This is a genomic window from Nonomuraea sp. NPDC003201, from assembly GCF_053590415.1.
In genome coordinates, this window is record NZ_JBSFTC010000099.1 from 16,661 (window position 1) to 35,745 (window position 19,085).

Consider the following 19,085-nt stretch of genomic DNA (forward strand, 5'->3'; position numbering starts at 1 on the left):
TTGAGCCTGTCCCTTCGCCTTTCGAGGCTGTCCCTTCGTCGCTGGAACCTGTGCCCCTCGCCCCCGAGTCGCGCCTTTGGCGTAGCGATCATGGTGACGGCATATCGGTGGTCCGTATATCGGTGGCCGGGACATTGGCAGCTGGCATGTCGGCGGCCGGCATGTCGGCGGTCCGGATATCGCTGGCCGGAACATCGGCGGCTGGGATATCGGTGGCCGGGTGAGTAACCCCGATGGTGCTCTGCAGTGGCGGAGGTCTCGGTGGTCAGGTGCATAACCCGGTCGTGCCGAGGTCCCGGTGGCTGGGTGAGTAACCCCGGTGGTGCTCTGCGGTGGCCGAGGTCTCGGTGGTCGGGTGCGTAACCCGGTCGTGCGGAGGTCTCGGAGGCCGGGTGAGTGACTCCGGTCGTGCCGAGGGCTTCTCGGTGGCCGGGTGAGTGGCCTGGTCGTGCTCTTGGAGCCGGTGCTGGGCGCGCCCCGAAGCGTCAGGCGAGGCTTCCCGAGCGGAGGATCCGTCCGTCAAGGCGCGTGGAACGGCTCGGTTTCCCGACGTGGACATGAAGAAGGGCCCCAGGCGAACTCCACCTGCTCGGCAGGTGGGCCGGATGGACCAAAGACGGGATCATGGTCCCGCCCTCCGGCTGCCAGGGGCCCCGGTGGTTGCCTCGGATTCGCATACGTCACGAGACAACAGTCCGCAGCGCTAGCGGACAACCACCTCGCTAGCCCAACTATGATTCACCATTGTTTGGACCACCTCCTTTCCGCGTACCAAAGACGCTATGCGCTTGTGCGCGAAAGGGGCAAGTGAATATCGCCGGGCCGTACACTCGGGGCATGACGGAGACGCAGTGGCATGAGGAACTCCGCGCCAAGGGCTACCGGGTCACCCCGCAGCGCCAGCTCGTCCTTGAGGCGGTCAAGACGTTGGAGCACGCCACGCCCGAGGAGATCTGCGTCAAGGTCCGCGAGACCGCGCGTGGCGTGAACATCTCCACGGTCTACCGGACGCTGGAGCTGCTCGAAGAGCTCGGCATGGTGACCCACACGCATCTGGGGCACGGTGCGCCGACCTACCACCTGGCCGCTGAGGCCGATCACGTGCACCTGGTGTGCCGGGGGTGCGACGAGGTGTTCGAGGTACGGCCCGAGCTGGCGGACGGGCTGGTCAAGGGGCTGGACGAGGAGCTGGGGTTCGTCGCGGACGTGCACCATCTGACCGTCTTCGGCCGGTGCCGCAACTGCCGATAGCGGGCGAGAGGACGGCCGCCCTCGGGCGTTGCCGTGATAGTCGTGACTGCCGGGAGCCGGGGCGGTGGTCGTTCACGGTTGTTGAGCGGCTGCCGTAGGTGGGTGAGTTGGTGGTCGTTTACGGCTGTTGAGGGGCTGCTGCAGGTGGGTGGGTGGTCGTTTACCGGTGTTCGGCGACTGCCGTGGATACGCGAGCGGCCGGGCCCGGGGCTCGGATGGCTGCCTTGATGGTCGGTTCCGGAAGTCCTTCGGTGGTTGACGTAAGGCGACTGTTGTGACGGCAGGGCGTCGGCGAGGTAGGGGCGGCCCTTAAGGTTTGCCGGCGCGGTCACAGCAGGATGTCGGCCAGCTCCTGCAATAGCTCGGTCGTCCGGCGAGCCCGACCGGGGTCGCCGATGGTGCGGCCGATCGCCTGGTCGATGCTGCGGGTTGCGCGGCGGCTGATCGCCTGCATAGCTCCGTCCGCGACTCGGACCCGGGTGCGGCGCCCGTCGCTCGCGTCGGGTTCGGTTTTCACCAGCCCACGCGCTTTGAGGCGTGAGACCGACGCGGATACGTGGCTCTGCACAAAGCCTGTCCGTTGGTGGATCTCGCTGATCGAGCTGGCGGGGTGCTTGATCACGTCTTCCAGGACAGCGGCCTCTCCGGGAGTGAGCGACAGGTCGCCGGCCTCGCCGGTGACCTGCGAGGACAGCTCGATGAGGCGCTTGCCAAGCCGGTGCAACTGTCCGCCATCCATGTGCGAAGGCTACATCGCTACAGAAGCATCGCTACAGAAGCATCGTGAGAGATGTATCGTTGGCGATGAATAAGTTTCGATCGAGGAGGCGGCGATGGAGCCAGACGGCTCACTGAAGGGCGTGGCGAAGACGGCGCTGGGGGTGGCGATGGTGAGGGCCCGCGAGAGCCTCAGGGACGACCGGCTGTTCAACGACCCGTACGCCCAGAGATTCCTGGACGCTGCGCCTGGGGCGTTTCCCGAGGAGCCCACGTCAGCCGAAGACCTCGCCGCACTGGGGCCGCTGGCCTCCTTGGGCGCCGTGTTCGCCTTCCATGGAGTACTGCGCACGCGGTTCTTCGATGACTATCTGCTCACTGCCACGGCTGCCGGTTGCGCACAGGTGGTTCTGCTCGCCGCCGGGCTCGACACACGTGCTCTGCGGCTGCCGTGGCCGGGCGGTGTGAGCGTGTTCGAACTCGACCTTCCCGAGGTGTTCGCGTTCAAGGAGGCGGTGCTGGCCGCATGCGATGCGGTGCCGACGTGCGAGCGCGGCATTGTTCCGGTGGACCTGCGCGAGAGCTGGACGGGCGAGCTGGTCGCTGCCGGGTTCGATCCCACCGCGCCAACAGCATGGCTCGCGGAAGGACTGCTGGTCTACCTGATGGCTGATGAGGCGGCGCGTCTGCTGACCGCAGTCGGTGAGCTCTCCGCGCCGGGCAGCCAACTAGCCTTTGAACACGGCGACATCACTGGTTCGGCCTTCCTTGCGCAGACTCGTGGCATGCCGACGATGGACCAGTACACATCATTGTGGAAGGGCGGACTGGGCGAAGACGCCCCCGGCTGGCTCAGCCGACACGGTTGGCAACCTCAGCCTCACGATCTTGCCGAACTCGCCGCCTCCTACGGCCGTCCCGTCCTCGGTCCTTCGAGTGGAGGGTTCCTCACCGCCGTTCGCACCGGCCGCTGACCATTCCGGGGGGATCGGCCGCTTCATCCCGTGCCCATCACCTTGACCGCCTCCGTACGCCACCGGCTCAAGAAGATGGCGTACGGCCACAAGACCCCACACCAGGCCCGGCAGCGAGCGACGATCGTGCTGCATGCGGCGCGTGGGCGCTCCAACGCGCGCATCGTCCGCGAGACGGGACTGCACCTGGACACCGTCCGCTGCCGGAGGGGCCGGTTCGCCGAGCAGTGACTGGCCGGGCTGTCCGACCGTAGGCGCTCTGGTCGCCCGCCCGCCTTCACGCCGCTGCAGACCGCCCAGGTCAAGGCCCTGGCCTGCCAGCTGCCCGCCGAGACCGGGGTGCCGCCGGCGCGCTGGTCATGCCCGGAACTGGCCCGCGAGGCCATGCAGCGCGGCATCGCCGCGTTCGTGTCAGCCTCCACCGTGCGCCGCCGGCTCGCCGGGGACGCGCTCAAGCCCTGGCAGCACCGCTCCTGGATCTTCATCACCGACCTCGACTTCCGCACCAAGGCCGAGCGCGTGCTGGACCTGTACGCCCGTACCTGGCAGGGCCAGGCGCTGGGCGAGGACGAGTACGTGATCAGCGCGGACGAGAAGACCTCCATCCAGGCCCGCTGCCGCTGCCACCCCACCCTCGCCCCCGGCCGGGCCCGCGCGCTTTCCGGTTGTCGGGTGGCTGCCGTAAGTACGTGGGTGGTCGCTTCCGGTTGTCGGGTGGTGGCTGTCGTACGTGGGCGAGCGGGTGGGGGTTTTCGGGTGGTGGCGTGAGTGCCGATAACCTGGAGGGCATGCGTAGCCCTCTGCTCGATCTCCCCGGCGCCGTCGCGGCCGATGGGCCGGATTCCGACGTTGCCGCGCACTACGGCGATCTGTTCGCCGAGCAGCGTGCGCTGGCCAAGGGTGAGGCGGTCGTCGACCGCAGCAACCGTGAGGTGGTCCGCATCTCCGGCGTAGACCGGCTGAAATGGCTCAACGACCTGACCTCGCAGAAACTCGACACCCTGAAGCCGGGTGAGTGGACGCAGACGCTCGATCTCGACCTGCAGGGTCACGTGCTGCACCACCTGACGCTCGTCGACGACGGTGAGAGCATGCTGGCCCATGTCGAGCCGGGCACCGCGCAGAGCCTGATCGACTATCTCGACCGGATGCGGTTCATGCTGCGGGTCGAGGTGTCGCGGGCCGACGACCTGGCCGTGCTGTCCACGGCCACGGAGGACTTCCTGGTGCCGCGCGACGAGCTGCCCGATCACCTGGGCAAGCCGTTGGCGGGGCTGTGGGCGTACGAGGCGCTGCGGATCGAGGCGCACCGGCCGCGGCTGGGGTTCGACACCGATCACAGGACGATTCCCCATGAGGTGGACTGGATCGGTGCGGCCGTACACCTGAGCAAGGGGTGCTACCGCGGCCAGGAAACGGTCGCCCGGGTGCACAATCTCGGGCATCCGCCGCGCCGCCTGGTGTTCCTGCACCTCGACGGCAGTGTGGACACGCTGCCGGCGCATGGTGATCCGGTGATCTTCGAGAGCCAGGAGGTCGGGGTGGTCGGGTCGGCCGCCCGGCACCACGAGCTCGGGCCGATCGCGCTGGCGGTGGTCAAGCGGACGGTGCCGGTGGACGCGCCGCTGCTGGCCGGTGGGGTGGCGGCCGCGCAGGAGGTCATCGTGCCGCCGGACGCGGGACGCAACGTCTCCATCGACCCGGCTCTCCGTCGCCGCATCCGCTGAGGGCTCTCCCGGTGGAAGACGCCCAGGTGAGGGCTCTCCCGGCGGCAGGCACCCGGGTGAGGGCTCTCCCGGCGGCAGGCGCCCAGGTGAGGGCTCGCCTGGGGGCAGGCGCCCGGGTGAGGGCTCGCCTGGGGGCAGGCGCCCGGGCGTGGGCGGTCAGAAGTCGAGGATGAGGGTGATCGGGCCGTCGTTGACGAGCGACACCTTCATGTCGGCGCCGAAGACGCCCGTCTCCACGTGCGCCCCCAACTGGCGCAGCTCCTCCACCACGGCCTCCACCAGCGGCTCAGCGACCGGCCCCGGGGCGGCGGCCTGCCACGTCGGCCGCCGGCCCTTGCGGGCGTCCCCGTACAGGGTGAACTGGCTGATCACCAGGAGCGGCGCCGACACGTCCGAGCAGGACTTCTCGCCGTGCAGGATGCGCAGCCCCCAGAGCTTGGCGGCGAGTTTGGCGGCCTCGGCCCGCGTGTCCGTGTGGGTGACGCCCACCAGCACCAGCAGGCCGGGCTCGTCGATGGCCCCGACGGTCTGACCGTCGACCACCACCGACGCCGAACTCACTCTCTGCACCACTGCTCGCATGGCAACCCATTCTGGACCAGGAAGAAGGGTTCGTAGACTCATGCCGAAAGGGGAAGCGAAATGTCGATGATTGTGGAAGTTGTCCGGTCCGGGTTCGTGGAGTCCACGCATCAGGCTCGCATGCTGACGGTGGACGCGGAAGGACGCCCGGTCGAGGCGAAGGGCGCGGTGCATGTTCCCGCGTCGCCACGGTCGTCGATGAAGCCGCTCCAGGCGCTCGGCATGCTCCGTTCGGGGCTCGGGCTGGAGGATGAGCTGCTGGCGCTGGCCTGCGCCTCGCATTCGGGCGAGCCGTTCCACGTGGACGGCGTCAGGAAGATCCTCGCGGGCGCCGGGCTGGAGGAGCCGGCGCTGATGTGCCCCGAGGACTACCCGTACGACCGGAGTGCCACGGAATGCGGCCGCGTCTACATGAACTGCTCCGGCAAGCACGCCGCCATGCTGGCCACCTGCGTCCTGAACGACTGGCCCACCGAGTCCTACCTCGAGCCCAAGCACCCGCTCCAGCGGGCGATCCGCGAGACCGTGGAGGACCTGACGGGGGAGCGGGTGGCGGCCTCCGGGGTGGACGGGTGCGGGGCGCCGCTGTTCTTCGTGTCGATGCTCGGCGTGACGAAGGCGTTCAGGGCGTTCCCGATGTCGTCCCCCGACTCGTACGAGCGCAAGATCTTCGACGCGATGAGCACCTACCCCGAGTGGACCTCGGGCACCGACCGCCCCGAGGCCAAGCTGATGCGCGCGCTGCCCGGGCTCATGCTGAAGGCGGGGGCGGAGGCGTTCGACGCGTTCGTGTTCGAGGACGGGCGCGCGGGTACCGTCAAGATCGAGGACGGGTCCCAGCGCGCCCGCGTCCCCGCCACGGTCGCGGCTCTGCGCTCGCTGGGCCTGGACGCGCCGGAGCTGGCCGAGCTGGCCGCCCCGCCGGTGCTCGGCGGTGGCCGGCCGGTGGGTGAGCTCCGGTTCCGTTAGAAGGACGTCAGAGGGACGTCAGAGCGTGCGGAACTGGCGGGTGGCGGAGATGGCGCCCGAGGTCGTCGTGGTGAACGTCCGCATCGACCCGGCGAACTTGGACAGGTCCCACTCCGCGGGCCCGTGGTACCAGTACAGGTTGTCGGACTGGTGGCCGTTCCCCGTGACCGAGGCCACCACCCGCGACCAGTGCTCCACCCCGTCGAAGATCACCGCGTACGGCAGGTAGCGGGAGAACAGCTCAACCCGGTGCTGCTCCGGCACCTCTCCCAGCTCGCCGGAGAACAGGTACTGCCGGAAGCCCATCGTGTGCGCCAGCGCCGCCGAGCCCTTGGCCGTCTTGGCCGGCATGTACTGCCCGCCGACGGCCAGCGCGCCGCCCGCGATGATGACGGCCAGACCCAGCAGCCCGTACGTGGTGAACCAGGCCAGCCCCGCCGTGGCCAGCACGCCGACCGCGATGAGCACCACGCCGATCGTCGTCCACCTGGTGCGCTCGGTGTCGGGCCGGCGGGCGAACCAGCCCTGCTTGACCACGTCGGCGTACAGGGCGTCGCGCACCTTGCCCAGGTGGGCCGCGAACGAGCCGGACAGCTGCGACAGCAGCACCGCGTCCCGCCCGTCGAAGATGGCGTCGTACAGGGCGCGCTCGTACGGCAGCAGCGCGTTGACCGGCGCGTTCGGCAGCCTGACCAGCATCCAGTCGGGCGCGTCGTACGTCTGGCGCGGCTGCTCGTCGATCCGCAGGTAGCCGCGGACCGCGAGGTCGACGATCGTCGCGGTCACGTCGACCACGTCGGCCTGTTCGTCCACCAAGGTGCCGATCTGGCCGGGCCGTACCCCGTCGGGCGGGGAGAAGTGGCCGTTCTGCACCGGATCGACCGGGCCCTGCGCGTGGCCGGCGGCCCTGGCGTCACGGCCGCGCGTCCAGTAGAGCAGGGCGACGCCGCCGAGCAGCAGCACCAGCAGGCCGGCCAGGGCGCCGCCGGTGACGAGGTTCAGGGTGAACGCCGAGGCCAGCGAGAAGCGCCGCTCCAGGATGGGGACGCCGGAGCTGGACCCCTTGGGGTAGCCGACGACCACGGTCAGGGCCTGGCTGGGGGCGATGTTCTCCTGCTCGAAGTCGGCCTCGGTGGCCGAGTGGTCCATGGAGGCCGAGGTGCAGCCGATGGCCGAGGTCAGCTCGCCGGCGAAGCAGGACAGGTTCTGGACCTGCCCGGGGCCGTTCACCTTGACCGTCGCCTTGGCGACCTGCTGGCTCCAGCCGTTCACCGCGAACCAGCGCAGCTCCTCGACACCGCCCGAGGTGGTCACCGCCCCCTTGACGTCGTACTCGACCGTTCCGTCGCCCTTCACGGTGAGCACGTCGCCGGCGAGGGTGCCGCCCTTGACGTTCGAGATCTGGTAGACGCGATCGTTGCCGTCGTCGTACCGCGTCCTGGTGATGAACGTCCGCTTGAGCTCACCCGACGCCCCGCTGATCTTCTCGACCACGTGCAGGGTGCCGTTCTTGCCGAGGGTCATCGTCACCTCGTCCGTGATCCCGGCGCCCGCCGCGTACGCGGGTACGGCGGTCAACGTCAGAGCGGTGGCCCCGAGTGCGGCCATGGTGAGTCTGGTACCCATGGCGGCAAATCGTATCGGTTCGTGACTGTCAGTCCAGCGTGATGCTGGTTGCCGCTCGCTGAACGCTCTCCGGCGAGGCGCCCTGGCCGGGGTTCTCGTGGGCGAGCGCCTGGTTCTGCGCGACGTACGGGCGCATGCGCTCCTCGTACCGGTCGAAGGCCCCGATCGGGTCCCTGCCGAGCTCCTGCGCCAGCACGTACGCCCCCACCAGCGCCAGGCTGGTGCCCTGCCCCGACAGCGGCGAGGCGCAGTAGCCCGCGTCGCCGACCAGCGCGACCCGGCCCTTCGACCAGCGCTCCATCCTGACCTGGGCCATGGCGTCGAAGTAGAAGTCGTCGGCCTTCCACATGGCCTCCAGCAGCTTGGGCACCTCCCAGCGCAGCCCCGAGCAGCGCTCCTGGATCAGGCGCTTCTGCTGCTCGACGTCGCGGTGGTCGTAGTCGATCGGACCCGCGCCGAAGCCCAGATTGACCCGGATCACGGTGGCGTCCCGGTCGCTGAAGACGGCGCCTCCCGTGTCGCCCTCGCGGAACCAGGTCTGCCAGTGGTCCAGGCCGAGGAAGTTGTCGGCGGTGAAGATGGAGACGTACATGCCGAGGTGGCTGAGGAACTGCGCCTCCGGGCCGAAGGTGAGCCTGCGCACGTTGGAGTGCAGGCCGTCGGCGCCGAACACGTAGTCGTAGCGCCCCCGGCCGCCGCTCTCGAACGTCACGTCCACGCCGTCGGCGTCCTGGTCGAGGGTGGCGATCGAGTCGCCGTACACGTACTCGGCGCCCGAGGCCGAGGTGAGGATGGCGGTCAGGTCGTCGCGCATGATCTCGATGTCCGGGCTGTCGAACCGGCCGCCGCTGACCGTCTCCTCGTAGCTGCGCATGAGCTCGTTGCCGTCGCCGTCCACCATGGACATGCCGCGCATGGTCGTCCGCAGCGTCCTGATCTGCTCGATGACGCCCATCTTCGCGACCACGTCCAGCGCGGCGCCCCTGATGTCGATGGCCTGACCGCCCTTGCGCGGGGCCGGGGCCCGCTCGACGAGCGTGGTCTCGTACCCGTGCCGCCGCAGCCAGTACGCCAGGACGGGGCCGCCGACGCTCGCGCCTGAGATGAGGACCTTCATGTTCTGCTCCTTGTCGCCGGTGTTGACGTTGTACGCTGAATGTACGCAGTACGGACAGCAGCTCACAAGGGTAAGATGGCAAGATCTGTACTAGTACAGGAGGATGAGATGGCAGCCCCCTACGCCGAGATCGTCGCCGACATCAAGCGCCGCATAGCCGACGGCCGGCTCCGCCCAGGAGACCGCGTCCCGTCCACCAGGCAGCTCGCCAGGGACCGGGGGGTCGCCCTGGCCACCGCCGCCAAGGCGCTCGCGCTCCTGGCCCAGGAGGGCGTCGTGGTCGCCGAGCCGCGCGTGGGGACGATCGTGGCGGAGCCGCGCGGGGGCAGGGCGGCGGCCCGGCGGCCGGATATTTCAGGAAATGAGATGACGCGGGAGCGCATCGTACGGGCCGCCGTCGAGATCGCCGACGCCGAGGGCCTGCCCGAGCTGACCATGCGCGGCGTCGCCGACCGGCTCGGCATGGCCACCATGTCCCTCTACCGCCACGTGGGCGGCAAGGACGACCTGGTCCTGCTCATGGTCGAAGCCGTCATCGACGAGTTCCCGCTGCCCGGGGAGCCGCCGGACGGCTGGCGGGCCAGGCTGGAGGTGTCGGCGCGCCTCCAGTGGGCCGGCTACCGCGCGCACCCGTGGATGGCCGGCGTCACCTCGCTGACCAGGCCGCTGCCCTCGGCCAGCCTGCTCAGGCACACGGAGTGGGTCATGGCCGCGCTGGCGGGCACGAGGCTCGACGCCACGGCCAAGATGCACGTGCACACCCTGGTCTACAGCTACGTGCAGGGCATCGCCGCCAACCTGGAGCTGGAGCGGCAGGCCCAGGCCGCCACGGGGCTCAGCGCCGACGAGTTCATGGCCGGGCAGGAGGAGCACCTGCGCTGGATCGCCGAGTCCGACGACTATCGCGCCTTCGCCGGGGTCGTGGCCGAGCTGAATGGCGACTTCGACCTCGACCTGGACCGGCTCTTCGAGTTCGGGCTCGGCCCGCTGCTCGACGGTCTCGCCAAGGTGATCGACTAGTCGGAGATCTGGATGCGCAGCCGGCGGAAGCCGCGGCCCTTGCTCTCGATCTTGGCCACCTTGATGTGGCCGATCTGCTTGGTGGAGGCCACGTGGGTGCCGCCGTCGGCCTGGGTGTCGAGGCCCACGATGTCGACGATCCGCACGTCCTGGACGGTCTCCGGGACCAGGTTGGTGGCCGTGCGGATGATGTCGGGGATGTCGAACGCCTCCTTGCGCGGCAGGACGCGTACGTCGATGCGCCGGTCGGCGGCGATCTCGGTGTTGCAGGCGTCCTCGACGGCCTCCTTGAACCCGGGGGGCACCTCGGGCAGGTTGAAGTCCATCCGCGCGCTGAGCTCGTCCATGTTGCCGCCGGTGACGAGGCAGCCGTAGTCCCTGAACACCACCCCGCACAGCACGTGGAGCCCCGAGTGCGTACGCATGAGGGCCGAGCGCCGCTCGTCGGCCACCGCCGCCTCGACCACGGTGCCCACCGGCGGGATCGGATCGCCCTCGGCCGGGACCAACTGGAGGTCGTCGCCCTTGCGCACTCCCACGACGCGCGTCTCGACGCCCTGCCAGATCAGCACTCCGTGATCCGCCGGCTGGCCGCCGCCGCCCGGGTAGAACGCCGACCTGTCCAGCACGATCCCCTCGGGCGTCGCGTCCAGCACGACGGCCTCGAAGTCGCGGAGAACCTGGTCGGACAGTTCCAGCCGCTGCGTGCGCCCGTGGAGGTCGTAGGTCATGTCGGCAGCCTAACGCCGGGCTCGATCACCAGGGGCCGTAGGGACCGTTGTTGCCCCGCCCGCCCATGCCCTTGACGGCCGGCTTGACGTCCACGATGTAGATCGTGGCGGCGATGGCGGCCACGATCGAGAAGAAGCCCAGCGCGCCCAGGCCGATGAAGCCGGCGCCGCCGACGATGAGGAAGTCGATGAAGTAGCTCCAGGCGCCGCCCACCGAGAACAGCGTCGCCAGCGCCAGGATCAGCAGCCAGATGTTCTTCTGCAGCTTGCCCGCCGAGACGAAAGCGCCGGTCGGCACCCGTAGCGCGTGCACGAGCGCGTACGCCGACATGCCGAAGATGACGGCGGCGAGCACCAGGAAGAGGAGATTGAGGACACTGTTGATCAAATTCATGTTTTTGGCTCCGCACAACGCCGCAATGAAATCGGCTTCAGCCTAATAGGCGACCCTGACAGACGGGCACCCCAAAGCGGAAAGCCCGCCTCCCTCGGGAGACGGGCTTTCGCGTCAGCTCAGCCCCTCGCCTTGGTGGTGCGGGGCTTCCTGGCCGGGGTGGCGGGCTTGGCGGCCTGCGCCACCTCTTCGAGCTCCAGCGCGGCGTCGCCGCTCGTCTTGCTGACGACCCGGCGGCCGCGCGTGGCGAAGTCCTCGTAGGCCTCGGTGGCCCGGCCGGCGAGCTGGTCGGCGTACCCGCGGGCCTTCTCCGGGAACTCCTTGGCGAAGCTCTCGGCCTTGCCGGCGTACACGCGGGCCATCTCCGGCAGGTCCTTGGTCAGCTCGGTGCGGCGCGACTGCAGCTTCTGCAACTGCTCGGGCAGCTCGCGGAGCTTCTCGACCGCGAAGTCGCCGACACCCGCGACGGCGTAGAACGGCTTGGACTCCGTAAGCTTCTTGACCTCGGTTGCGAGCGTCATGGGTTAACCTTCCTTGGTTTCCTGGGTGACGTTGCCGTTGCCGGAGGTCGCCGTATAGGGCTCAAGAGCGGCGAGAAACTCCTCTGACAGCGGTTCGTCGTCCGATCCGGAGTCGTGCCGAGGGCGAGCATTCTGGGAGGTCTGCTCGTCTTCGGCGCGCTTCTCCTTACGGAACGACTCATAGATATCAATCAGCACCTGGCGTTGCCGTTCGCTGAGGTGCGTGTCGGCCCTGATCGCCGTGATGACGTCGCTCGGCGGCTCGCGGTCCTCGATGAGGCCCGCCTGCACGTAGAGCGCCTGCGAGGAGATGCGCAGACCCTTGGCGATCTGGTTGAGGATCTCCGCGCTCGGCTTGCGCAGCCCACGCTCGATCTGGCTCAGGTAGGGGTTGGAGACCCCTGCCGCCGCCGCGAGCTGGCGCAGCGAGATCTTCGCCTGCTGCCGTTGCTCGCGGATGTATTCACCGATCGAGTCGACCTTGGGTAGTGCCATGCCTCATAGTCTGCCCCGTAGTGCTTGCAATTGCAAACGGAGCGGTTAACGCCAGCAAGCACGTCAGAGCTGGAAGACCCACAGGAGAGGCGCCGAGGTGACCAACGTCACAGAGAGTGCGATGTAGCCGTAGCGCACCGGGGCGGCCAGCTCGGGAGCCGGCTTGATCAGGCGCTCGACCCTGGCCATGACGTGCTTGGCGTGCACGCCGAGCATGCCCTGGGGGGTCGGCATGGCGCCCGCCGTACCGAACCTGAGCAGCGCCGTCGCCAGCCTGCGCGGCGAGCAGTAGCGCCGGGCGCGGTCGTCGGCGGCCATCTCGATGAGCAGCTCCACCTGCGCCTGCGCGTCGGCCACCACCTTCGACCAGGGCAGCGCCCTGCGCAGCGCGGCGAACGGCAGCAGCACCAGGTCGTGCCGCTCGCGCACGTGCGCGGCCTCGTGCGCGAGCACGGCGGCCATCTCGTCCTCCGACAGCAGCTTGAGCGCGCCCTCGCTCACCACGACCTGCGAGCGCAGGCCGGGCACGCAGTACGCGGCGGCGCCGGGGTGGGCGAGCACCCGCACCCCGGGCACGCCGGGGTCGTCGTGGGAGATCAGCGCGAGCAGCATGCGGTGCCTACGGCGGGCGTGCAGCGCCTGCACACCCGCGGTGAGCAGCACCGCGATCAGCACGGTCAGGGCGGTGAGCCCCGCGATCAGGGCCAGCACGTGCAGCGGGTCCCACGCCTCCAGCGGCGCCTCCCCCCGCGCGAACGCGAACAGCCCGGGCAGCACCCCCTCGCCGTACGGCTGGACCGCGTAGGCGAGCATGGCGCCGGTGGTGGCCAGGCCCCAGGACACCCCCAGGGACTGCCAGACGATGATGGCCAGCCGAGGAGCGCGAGAGGTCCACCGGGCAGTCGTGAAACGCCAGGAGCCAACCGCGCACGCCGTGGCGAGCGCTGCCAGCGCCGCTGCCGTGATCACTCTTCCTCCAGCTCCGTAAGGGCTCTGCGCAGGATCTCCGCCTCCGAGCCCGATACGGCCTGGGCGAAGCGGGTCAGGGCGGCCGATCGGTCGCCCGTCATGTCCAAGGCTTCCAGCATAAGCTCGGCGATGTACGCGTCGCGGCTTTCGGCCGGTTGATATCTCCATGCGCGGCCGTCCCGGGTGCGCTGGAGGAAGCCCTTCCGGGTGAGGCGGTCGAGCACGGTCATCACCGTGGTGGGGGCAAGGTCGCGGTCGGCGATGAGCCTGCCGACCTCACGGGCGGTCAGCGCGCCGCTCTCCGCCCAGAGGATGTCCATGATGCTGCGCTCAAGCTCGCCAAGACCCTTCACGCCCTACAGGCTAGCTCTACAACCTGTCGAGCAGGCATTTGGGTCGTGTGAACCACGTCTCCGTGTCGTGCGTATCTCCGTGCATGCGTTGGAGTACAGCGGTTGTGGCCCTGCTCGGTCTGGTGCTGGCGGCCGGGTGCGCGGCCTCGGCGGACAGCACGTCGACGACACACGATCAGGCTGACGTGGTCTTCAGCCAGGAGATGATCACGCACCACCAGCAGACGATCCAGCTGGCCGAGGTGGCGGCCAAGAGCGGAAAGTCCCCGTACGTCCGTGACCTGAGCACGAAGCTCATCGCGGAGGAGCAGGCGGACATCGACATGATGTCGTCCTGGCTGCAGTCCTGGAAGGAGACGGTGCCGCCGGAGCCGACCGACCGGATGGGCGCGGACCTGAAGGCCGGCTCCGGCTTCGACAAGGAGTGGCTGTCGGCGTTGTCGGGCCATCTGGAGCACGGCGTGATGATGGCCGAGACCGTCAAGAAGTCGGGCAAGCACGGGCCCACGCTCGAGCTGGCCGACAAGATCATCAAGGCTCAGAAGGCGGAGCTGGCCGAGATCGCCAAGCAAGCGGGCTGACCCATGGCCAGGGCGTTCCCGTCGGTCCCGTCGGTCCCATCGGTCGCGGCAGGGAAGTCGGCCAGGACCTATGCCGGTGCGGCGGTGGCCGCCGGCGTGGTGGTGCTGGTCGTCGTCCTGCGGTTCGGCGGGGCCATCAAGCCGGAGCTTCCCGGGCTGCCCACCGCCGGGCCGTTCACCGAGTGGGGGCTGCCCCTGGCCCGGTTCTGGTTCGACGTGTGCGCGGTCGGCTGCGTCGGTACGCTCGTCGCCGCCCTCCTGGCCCCCGCCTCCTCGCCCGAGTCCCGGTCCTGCCGTCGCGCGGCCGGCTGGTGGGCGCTCGGCTGGGCCCTGGCGACCGGGCTGAGCTACGTGCTCACCCTGTCCAACCTCATCCCGCTGCCCGCAGGGGCCCTGCTCGCCTCGCCTGATCTGCTGGAGTTCGGCACTTCGATCCCGCAGACCCAGGCCCTGCTCGTGGTGCTGGCCGCCACGGTCGTCGTGGGGCTCACCTGGCGGCTGCCCTCGGCGGTCCGGCTGGCGGTCGCCGTGTTCGGGCTGCTGCCGCCCGCCTACGTCGGGCATGCGGCCTCCGCGGGCGACCACGACATCGCCGTCTCCGCCCTCATGTCACACCTGGTGTCGGTCTCGGTCTGGGTCGGCGGCCTGGTCGCGGTGCTCCTCCACTTCCGCCGGTCCCCGGATCTGCCGTCGGTGCTGCCCAGGTTCAGCGCGCTCGCGCTGTGCTGCTTCGCCGCCGTGGCCGTCTCGGGCGTGGCTGGCGCCTGGGTACGGCTCAGCGCCCCGTCCGACCTCTGGCAGAGCGCGTACGGGCAGCTCCTGCTGGCCAAGACCGCGGCCCTCGTGCTCCTGGGCCTGTTCGGCTGGACCCACCGCCGCCGCACGGTCGCGGGCATCGCCGACCGGTCCGTACGCCGGACCTTCGTCCGCCTGGCCACCGGCGAGGTGATCGTGATGGCGGCGGCCGTCGGGCTGGCCATCGGCCTGTCCCGCACGCCGCCACCGCCCGGTGGCGGCGGTCACGACCAGGCCGCCCTGGAGTACGCGCTCGCCCCCTTCACCCCGGGAGCGCTGATCACCGAGCTCCGCCTGGACCCGACCGTCCTGATCCTCCTGATACTGCCCGCGGTCGCCTACGCGGTCGCCGTGCGCAGGGCGGCCACCTGGCCCGCCGGCCGCGCGATCGCCTGGTACGCGGGCCTGGCGCTGACCGCGCTGGTGCTGCTCGGCGGGGTCGGGAGCTACGCGCGGGCGATGGTGTCGGTCCACTCGGTCCAGCACACGGTGCTCACCGTCGTCGCCCCGCTCCTGTTCTGCCTGGGCGCCCCGTTCACCGTCGCCGGCCGGTACCGGTTCCTGGCGCATCCCGCCGTCTACTTCGGGGCGTTCGTCCTCCTCTACGGCACGCCCTGGCTGTCGTGGTCGCTGTCCGGCTACGCCCCTCACCTGCTCACCGAGCTCCTGTTCTTCGGCCTCGGGCTGCTGGTGTTCGGCGTCCTGACCGGGGCGGACCCGGTGACGTGGGGCGACCGCGCCCGCCTGCTGGCCGCCGTGACCCTGACGCACCTCGCCGTCGGGACGTACCTGCTGCTCGCGCCCCCGGTCGCGGCCGACTGGATCTCCCTCGTGGCCCCGTCCGGCGCGCCCGGCGTCCTCGCCGACCAGCGCCTGGCCGGAGCCGTGGCCATGCTCCTGCCGCTGCCCGGGCTCGTCCTGCTGGCCGTGCGCATGGCCGGCAGGGGGACCGCGGTGCTGGTGCGGGGCGGCCGTTGATGCCAATCTCGGTGAGATGCGCATCACGTTGGTGAAAGGCGACATCACCGAGCAGCCGACGGACGCCGTCGTGAACGCCGCCAACTCCTCCCTCATGGGCGGCGGAGGCGTGGACGGCGCCATTCACCGCCGCGGCGGTCCGGAGATCCTCGAGGAGTGCCGGAAGCTGCGGGCCGGCCACTACGGCAAGGGGCTGGCCACCGGAAAGGCGGTCGCGACGACGGCCGGGCGCCTGCCCGCGAAGTGGGTGATCCACACGGTCGGGCCGGTGTACTCCATGTCAGTGGACCGTTCGGAGCTGCTGGCCTCCTGCTACCGGGAGTCGCTGCGGGTGGCCGACACGCTGGAGGCCAGGTCGGTGGCCTTCCCCGCGATCTCGACCGGCATCTACGGCTGGCCCATGGACGACGCCGCGCGGATCGCCCTGGACACGGTCCGGCAGGCGGACACGTCCGTCGAGGACGTCCGGTTCGTGCTGTTCGACAGCGCGGCCTACGCCGTGTTCGAGGCGCGCCTCTGATCGCGGGGATCCACCGCCGAGAACGGGAGGGTCAGCTCGCCGAGCCGCCACCGGGCCGGGCCGCCGAGCGGCGGCCGCCCGGCGACGGGCCAGGAGCCCGACAGCGCGCGCACGGAGGCCAGCCACCGCTGCCGCAGCCCATGGGCCCCGTACGGCGCGCTCACCGCCCACGCGTGGTCGAAGTCGCTCAGGAACGCATGAATCCGCTCGCCCGGGACATTCCGGTGGATGAGGGTCTTCGGCAGTCGGTCGGCCAGGTCAGAAGGCCGCTCGAAAGCATCGAAACGGGCCGAGAACGTGATCGTCTGGGGTCCTTCCGGAGAGAGCCCCACCCAGATCGCGCGCCGCCCGTTCTCGGACGAGGTCCCCTCTACCAGGACACCGCCGGGGGCGAGCCGGCCTCTGAGCACGTCCCAGTAGTGCCACGCCTCGGCCTCGCCGTACTGCCTGAGGACGTTGAAGGCCCGCACCAGCGTCGGCGGGCGTTCGACAGGCAGTTCGAAGCCGCCCAGCCGGAAGCTCAGGCCCTCCCGCTCGTACGGCTTGGCCACCGCCACCCTCGCCGGGTCGATCTCGATCCCGACCACCTCGACGCCGGGGGCCACCCGGCGCAGGCGGGTGAACAGCTCCAGCGTCGTGGTGTGCGACGCCCCGTAGCCGAGATCCACCACGAGGGGCCGCTCGGCGGCCCGCAGCAGCCGGCCGTGCGCGGCGGCGATCCACCGGTCGCAGCGCCGCAGCCGGTTGTGCCCGGTCGTGCCCCTGGTGACGGCGCCGACCGGTCTGCCCCCCGCCTTGGCGGCCCCGGCCGGTCTAGCCACTGACGCGGTGCACCTTGTGCTGGGCGGCCTGGGCCCGCGGGCGGATGATCATGCGGTCGATGTTCACGTGGGCGGGGCGGGTCACGCACCAGGCGATCGCGTCGGCCACGTCGTCGGAGGTCAGCGGGCCGGGCACGCCCTCGTAGACGCGCGCCGCGGCCGCCTCGTCCCCGCGGAACCGGGTGACCGCGAACCCCTCGCTCTGCACCATGCCCGGCGCGATCTCCACGACCCGCACCGGCTGCCCGACCAGCTCCAGGCGGAGCGTCTCGACCATCGACGTCTGCGCGTGCTTGGCTGCGACGTAGCCGCCGCCGCCCTCGTACGACACCAGGCCCGCCGTCGAGGTCACCATCACCAGCACGCCGTCGCCGGACTCGACGAGCTTGGGCACGAACGCCTGGGTCATGCGCAGGGAGCCGAGCACGTTCACGTCGTACATCTGCTGCCAGTCATCCAGGTGCCCCTCCGCGACCGATTCAAGGCCGAGGGCGCCACCGGCGTTGTTGATCAGCACGTCGCACCGCTCGAGCGAGTCCGCCAGCGCGTCGACCGACTCCTGGGAGGTCACATCCAACGTCACCGGCCTGATCGAGGGCACCTCCGCGGCGAGCTTGTCCAGCCGCTCGCGCCGCCGCGCGCCCGCCACCACCTCGAACCCCTCGGCGGCGAGCCGCCGCGCGGTCGCCTCGCCGATCCCACTGCTCGCCCCGGTCACCACAGCCGTTCTCCGCATGCTCCTCATCCTGCCAGCCCTCCCGGGCACGTTGATGACCGCCCTAAATACCCTGTTATGACCATGTGTCGGGAATGTCGCAAAAATCTGGATGGTTATAAGCCGTCTGGAGGTGGTGTCGAGTGAGGCGACGACGGGTCAGCCGGGTCGCGACCATCAGCATGCACACATCGCCCCTGGACCAGCCCGGAACGGGCGACGCCGGAGGCATGAACGTGTACATCGTGGAGTCCGCCAAGCGGCTGGCTCACCTCGGCGTAGAAGTGGAGATCTTCACCCGGGCCACCGCCCGCGACCTCCCGCCCGTGGCCGAACTCGCCCCAGGTGTCCTCGTCCGCCACCTCACCGCGGGCCCGTACGAGGAGATGGAACGCAGCGAGCTGCCGAGCCAGCTCTGCGCGTTCCTGTCCGGGGTGCTGCGGACCGAGGCCATGTACGACCCGGGCCGCTACGACGTCATCCACTCCCACTACTGGCTCTCCGGCCAGGTCGGCTGGCTGGCCAAGGAGCGCTGGGGCGTGCCGCTCGTGCACACCATGCACACCATGGCCAAGGTCAAGAACCTCCTGCTCGCCCAGGGCGACAACCCGGAGCCCAAGGCCCGCGTGATCGGCGAGGAGCAGGTCGTGCAGGTCGCCGACCGCCTCGTGGCCAACACCGTCGACGAGGCGCGCGAGCTGATCGACCTGTACGGCGCCGTCGAGGAGCGCGTCGCCGTCGTGAACCCGGGCGTCAACCTCACCGTCTTCCAGCCCGCCTCGCAGGGCGCCGCCCGGCAGCGGCTCGGACTGCCGCAGGACGCGCACGTCCTGCTCTTCGTGGGCCGCATCCAGCCGCTCAAGGCCCCGGACGTGCTGCTCCGCGCCGCCTCCAGGATGCTCATCGACGACCCGTCGCTGCGCGAGCGCCTGGTCGTGGTCTGCGTCGGCGGGCCCTCGGGCAACGGTCTGGCCAGGCCGTCCCTGCTCACCGAGCTGGCCGCCGAACTCGGCATCTCGGACGTCGTCCGCCTCGTTCCTCCGGCTCCCCAGGAGGAACTGGCCGACTGGTACCGGGCGGCCTCGGTGACGGTCGTGCCCTCGTACAGCGAGTCGTTCGGCCTCGTCGCCCTGGAGTCCCAGGCCTGCGGCACCCCCGTGGCGGCCGCCGCCGTGGGCGGGCTGCGCACCGCCGTGCGGGACGGGGTGTCGGGCCTGCTCGTGGACGGC

Annotated in this window: 23 protein-coding genes; 11 read left to right on the forward strand and 12 right to left on the reverse strand. The window is 70.2% G+C overall.

Features of this window, described 5'->3' with window-relative positions; translation table 11 throughout:
- The first annotated feature begins 837 nt into the window (after positions 1–837).
- Positions 838–1,251 carry a Fur family transcriptional regulator gene (locus ACWDX9_RS29655; protein WP_185070409.1) on the forward strand — a complete coding sequence of 138 codons (414 nt, stop codon included), beginning with the start codon at positions 838–840 and terminating at the stop codon, positions 1,249–1,251.
- A 328-nt stretch (positions 1,252–1,579) separates the two neighbouring features.
- Here ACWDX9_RS29655 and ACWDX9_RS29660 read toward each other — a convergent pair whose 3' ends face one another.
- Complete coding sequence (locus tag ACWDX9_RS29660; RefSeq protein ID WP_449959601.1) at positions 1,580–1,990, reverse strand: helix-turn-helix domain-containing protein; 411 nt, start codon at positions 1,988–1,990, stop codon at positions 1,580–1,582.
- 94 nt (positions 1,991–2,084) lie between these two features.
- Between ACWDX9_RS29660 and ACWDX9_RS29665 the strand changes: the two genes are divergently transcribed.
- Genes ACWDX9_RS29665 through ygfZ form a run of 4 tightly spaced genes read left to right on the forward strand, consistent with a single transcriptional unit; the run spans position 2,085 to position 4,669 of the window.
- Entirely contained in the window at positions 2,085–2,942 is an 858-nt protein-coding gene (locus tag ACWDX9_RS29665) for a class I SAM-dependent methyltransferase (RefSeq protein ID WP_449959603.1), read from the forward strand.
- A 30-nt stretch (positions 2,943–2,972) separates the two neighbouring features.
- Entirely contained in the window at positions 2,973–3,173 is a 201-nt protein-coding gene (locus tag ACWDX9_RS29670; RefSeq protein WP_449959605.1) for a hypothetical protein, read from the forward strand.
- Between the two features lie 9 nt (positions 3,174–3,182).
- Positions 3,183–3,710, forward strand: a complete 528-nt coding sequence (locus ACWDX9_RS29675; RefSeq protein WP_449959632.1) for a helix-turn-helix domain-containing protein — start codon at positions 3,183–3,185, stop codon at positions 3,708–3,710.
- A gap of 20 nt (positions 3,711–3,730) precedes the next feature.
- Positions 3,731–4,669: a CAF17-like 4Fe-4S cluster assembly/insertion protein YgfZ gene (gene ygfZ, locus ACWDX9_RS29680; protein ID WP_449959607.1), complete on the forward strand. Its 939-nt coding sequence runs from the start codon at positions 3,731–3,733 to the stop codon at positions 4,667–4,669.
- 156 nt (positions 4,670–4,825) lie between these two features.
- Here the strand turns inward: ygfZ and dtd are convergent, their stop codons facing one another.
- Complete coding sequence (gene dtd / locus ACWDX9_RS29685) at positions 4,826–5,251, reverse strand: D-aminoacyl-tRNA deacylase (RefSeq protein WP_357725373.1); 426 nt, start codon at positions 5,249–5,251, stop codon at positions 4,826–4,828.
- Between the two features lie 60 nt (positions 5,252–5,311).
- Here dtd and ACWDX9_RS29690 point away from each other — a divergent pair, with 60 nt between their 5' ends.
- Positions 5,312–6,220, forward strand: coding sequence for an asparaginase (locus ACWDX9_RS29690; RefSeq protein WP_449959609.1), 909 nt, complete (start codon positions 5,312–5,314; stop codon positions 6,218–6,220).
- A gap of 18 nt (positions 6,221–6,238) precedes the next feature.
- On the opposite strand, the gene ACWDX9_RS29695 is transcribed toward ACWDX9_RS29690, so the two are convergent.
- Positions 6,239–7,846, reverse strand: a complete 1,608-nt coding sequence (locus ACWDX9_RS29695) for a DUF2207 domain-containing protein (RefSeq protein WP_449959611.1) — start codon at positions 7,844–7,846, stop codon at positions 6,239–6,241.
- Positions 7,847–7,874: 28 nt separating this feature from the next.
- The gene (locus tag ACWDX9_RS29700; RefSeq protein WP_449959613.1) at positions 7,875–8,963 is read right to left on the reverse strand and encodes an FAD-dependent monooxygenase; all 1,089 of its coding nucleotides are present in this window, start codon (positions 8,961–8,963) and stop codon (positions 7,875–7,877) included.
- A gap of 108 nt (positions 8,964–9,071) precedes the next feature.
- Here ACWDX9_RS29700 and ACWDX9_RS29705 point away from each other — a divergent pair, with 108 nt between their 5' ends.
- The gene (locus ACWDX9_RS29705) at positions 9,072–9,983 is read left to right on the forward strand and encodes a TetR/AcrR family transcriptional regulator C-terminal domain-containing protein (RefSeq protein ID WP_449959615.1); all 912 of its coding nucleotides are present in this window, start codon (positions 9,072–9,074) and stop codon (positions 9,981–9,983) included.
- Here the strand turns inward: ACWDX9_RS29705 and ACWDX9_RS29710 are convergent.
- The 6 genes from ACWDX9_RS29710 to ACWDX9_RS29735 form a co-directional block, all read right to left on the reverse strand.
- Positions 9,980–10,714: an alanyl-tRNA editing protein gene (locus ACWDX9_RS29710; protein WP_449959617.1), complete on the reverse strand. Its 735-nt coding sequence runs from the start codon at positions 10,712–10,714 to the stop codon at positions 9,980–9,982. The two genes, ACWDX9_RS29705 and ACWDX9_RS29710, sit on opposite strands and share 4 nt — an antisense overlap.
- A 25-nt stretch (positions 10,715–10,739) precedes the next feature.
- Complete coding sequence (locus ACWDX9_RS29715; protein WP_192789781.1) at positions 10,740–11,108, reverse strand: DUF2516 family protein; 369 nt, start codon at positions 11,106–11,108, stop codon at positions 10,740–10,742.
- A gap of 119 nt (positions 11,109–11,227) precedes the next feature.
- Positions 11,228–11,629, reverse strand: a complete 402-nt coding sequence (locus tag ACWDX9_RS29720) for a hypothetical protein (protein WP_449959619.1) — start codon at positions 11,627–11,629, stop codon at positions 11,228–11,230.
- A 3-nt stretch (positions 11,630–11,632) separates the two neighbouring features.
- Positions 11,633–12,124, reverse strand: coding sequence for a helix-turn-helix domain-containing protein (locus tag ACWDX9_RS29725; RefSeq protein ID WP_350733238.1), 492 nt, complete (start codon positions 12,122–12,124; stop codon positions 11,633–11,635).
- Positions 12,125–12,187: 63 nt separating this feature from the next.
- Positions 12,188–13,093: a M56 family metallopeptidase gene (locus ACWDX9_RS29730; RefSeq protein ID WP_449959621.1), complete on the reverse strand. Its 906-nt coding sequence runs from the start codon at positions 13,091–13,093 to the stop codon at positions 12,188–12,190.
- Positions 13,090–13,446: a BlaI/MecI/CopY family transcriptional regulator gene (locus ACWDX9_RS29735; RefSeq protein ID WP_357725389.1), complete on the reverse strand. Its 357-nt coding sequence runs from the start codon at positions 13,444–13,446 to the stop codon at positions 13,090–13,092. The genes ACWDX9_RS29730 and ACWDX9_RS29735 overlap by 4 nt, the downstream gene beginning before the upstream one ends.
- A 104-nt stretch (positions 13,447–13,550) precedes the next feature.
- Here ACWDX9_RS29735 and ACWDX9_RS29740 point away from each other — a divergent pair, with 104 nt between their 5' ends.
- The 3 genes from ACWDX9_RS29740 to ACWDX9_RS29750 are packed head-to-tail and all read left to right on the forward strand — an operon-like array spanning position 13,551 to position 16,320.
- Positions 13,551–14,027, forward strand: coding sequence for a DUF305 domain-containing protein (locus tag ACWDX9_RS29740; protein ID WP_364258841.1), 477 nt, complete (start codon positions 13,551–13,553; stop codon positions 14,025–14,027).
- A 3-nt stretch (positions 14,028–14,030) separates the two neighbouring features.
- The gene (locus ACWDX9_RS29745; protein ID WP_449959624.1) at positions 14,031–15,800 is read left to right on the forward strand and encodes a cytochrome c oxidase assembly protein; all 1,770 of its coding nucleotides are present in this window, start codon (positions 14,031–14,033) and stop codon (positions 15,798–15,800) included.
- A 16-nt stretch (positions 15,801–15,816) separates the two neighbouring features.
- Entirely contained in the window at positions 15,817–16,320 is a 504-nt protein-coding gene (locus tag ACWDX9_RS29750; protein ID WP_350733246.1) for an O-acetyl-ADP-ribose deacetylase, read from the forward strand.
- Here the strand turns inward: ACWDX9_RS29750 and ACWDX9_RS29755 are convergent.
- Positions 16,293–17,141, reverse strand: a complete 849-nt coding sequence (locus tag ACWDX9_RS29755; protein ID WP_449959626.1) for a class I SAM-dependent methyltransferase — start codon at positions 17,139–17,141, stop codon at positions 16,293–16,295. The two genes, ACWDX9_RS29750 and ACWDX9_RS29755, sit on opposite strands and share 28 nt — an antisense overlap.
- Positions 17,134–17,877 carry an SDR family NAD(P)-dependent oxidoreductase gene (locus ACWDX9_RS29760; RefSeq protein ID WP_449959628.1) on the reverse strand — a complete coding sequence of 248 codons (744 nt, stop codon included), beginning with the start codon at positions 17,875–17,877 and terminating at the stop codon, positions 17,134–17,136. The genes ACWDX9_RS29755 and ACWDX9_RS29760 overlap by 8 nt, the downstream gene beginning before the upstream one ends.
- Positions 17,878–17,999: 122 nt before the next feature.
- Here ACWDX9_RS29760 and mshA point away from each other — a divergent pair.
- Positions 18,000–19,085 (forward strand): D-inositol-3-phosphate glycosyltransferase (gene mshA, locus ACWDX9_RS29765; RefSeq protein WP_449959630.1); only part of this gene is annotated, 1,086 nt, incomplete at its 3' end.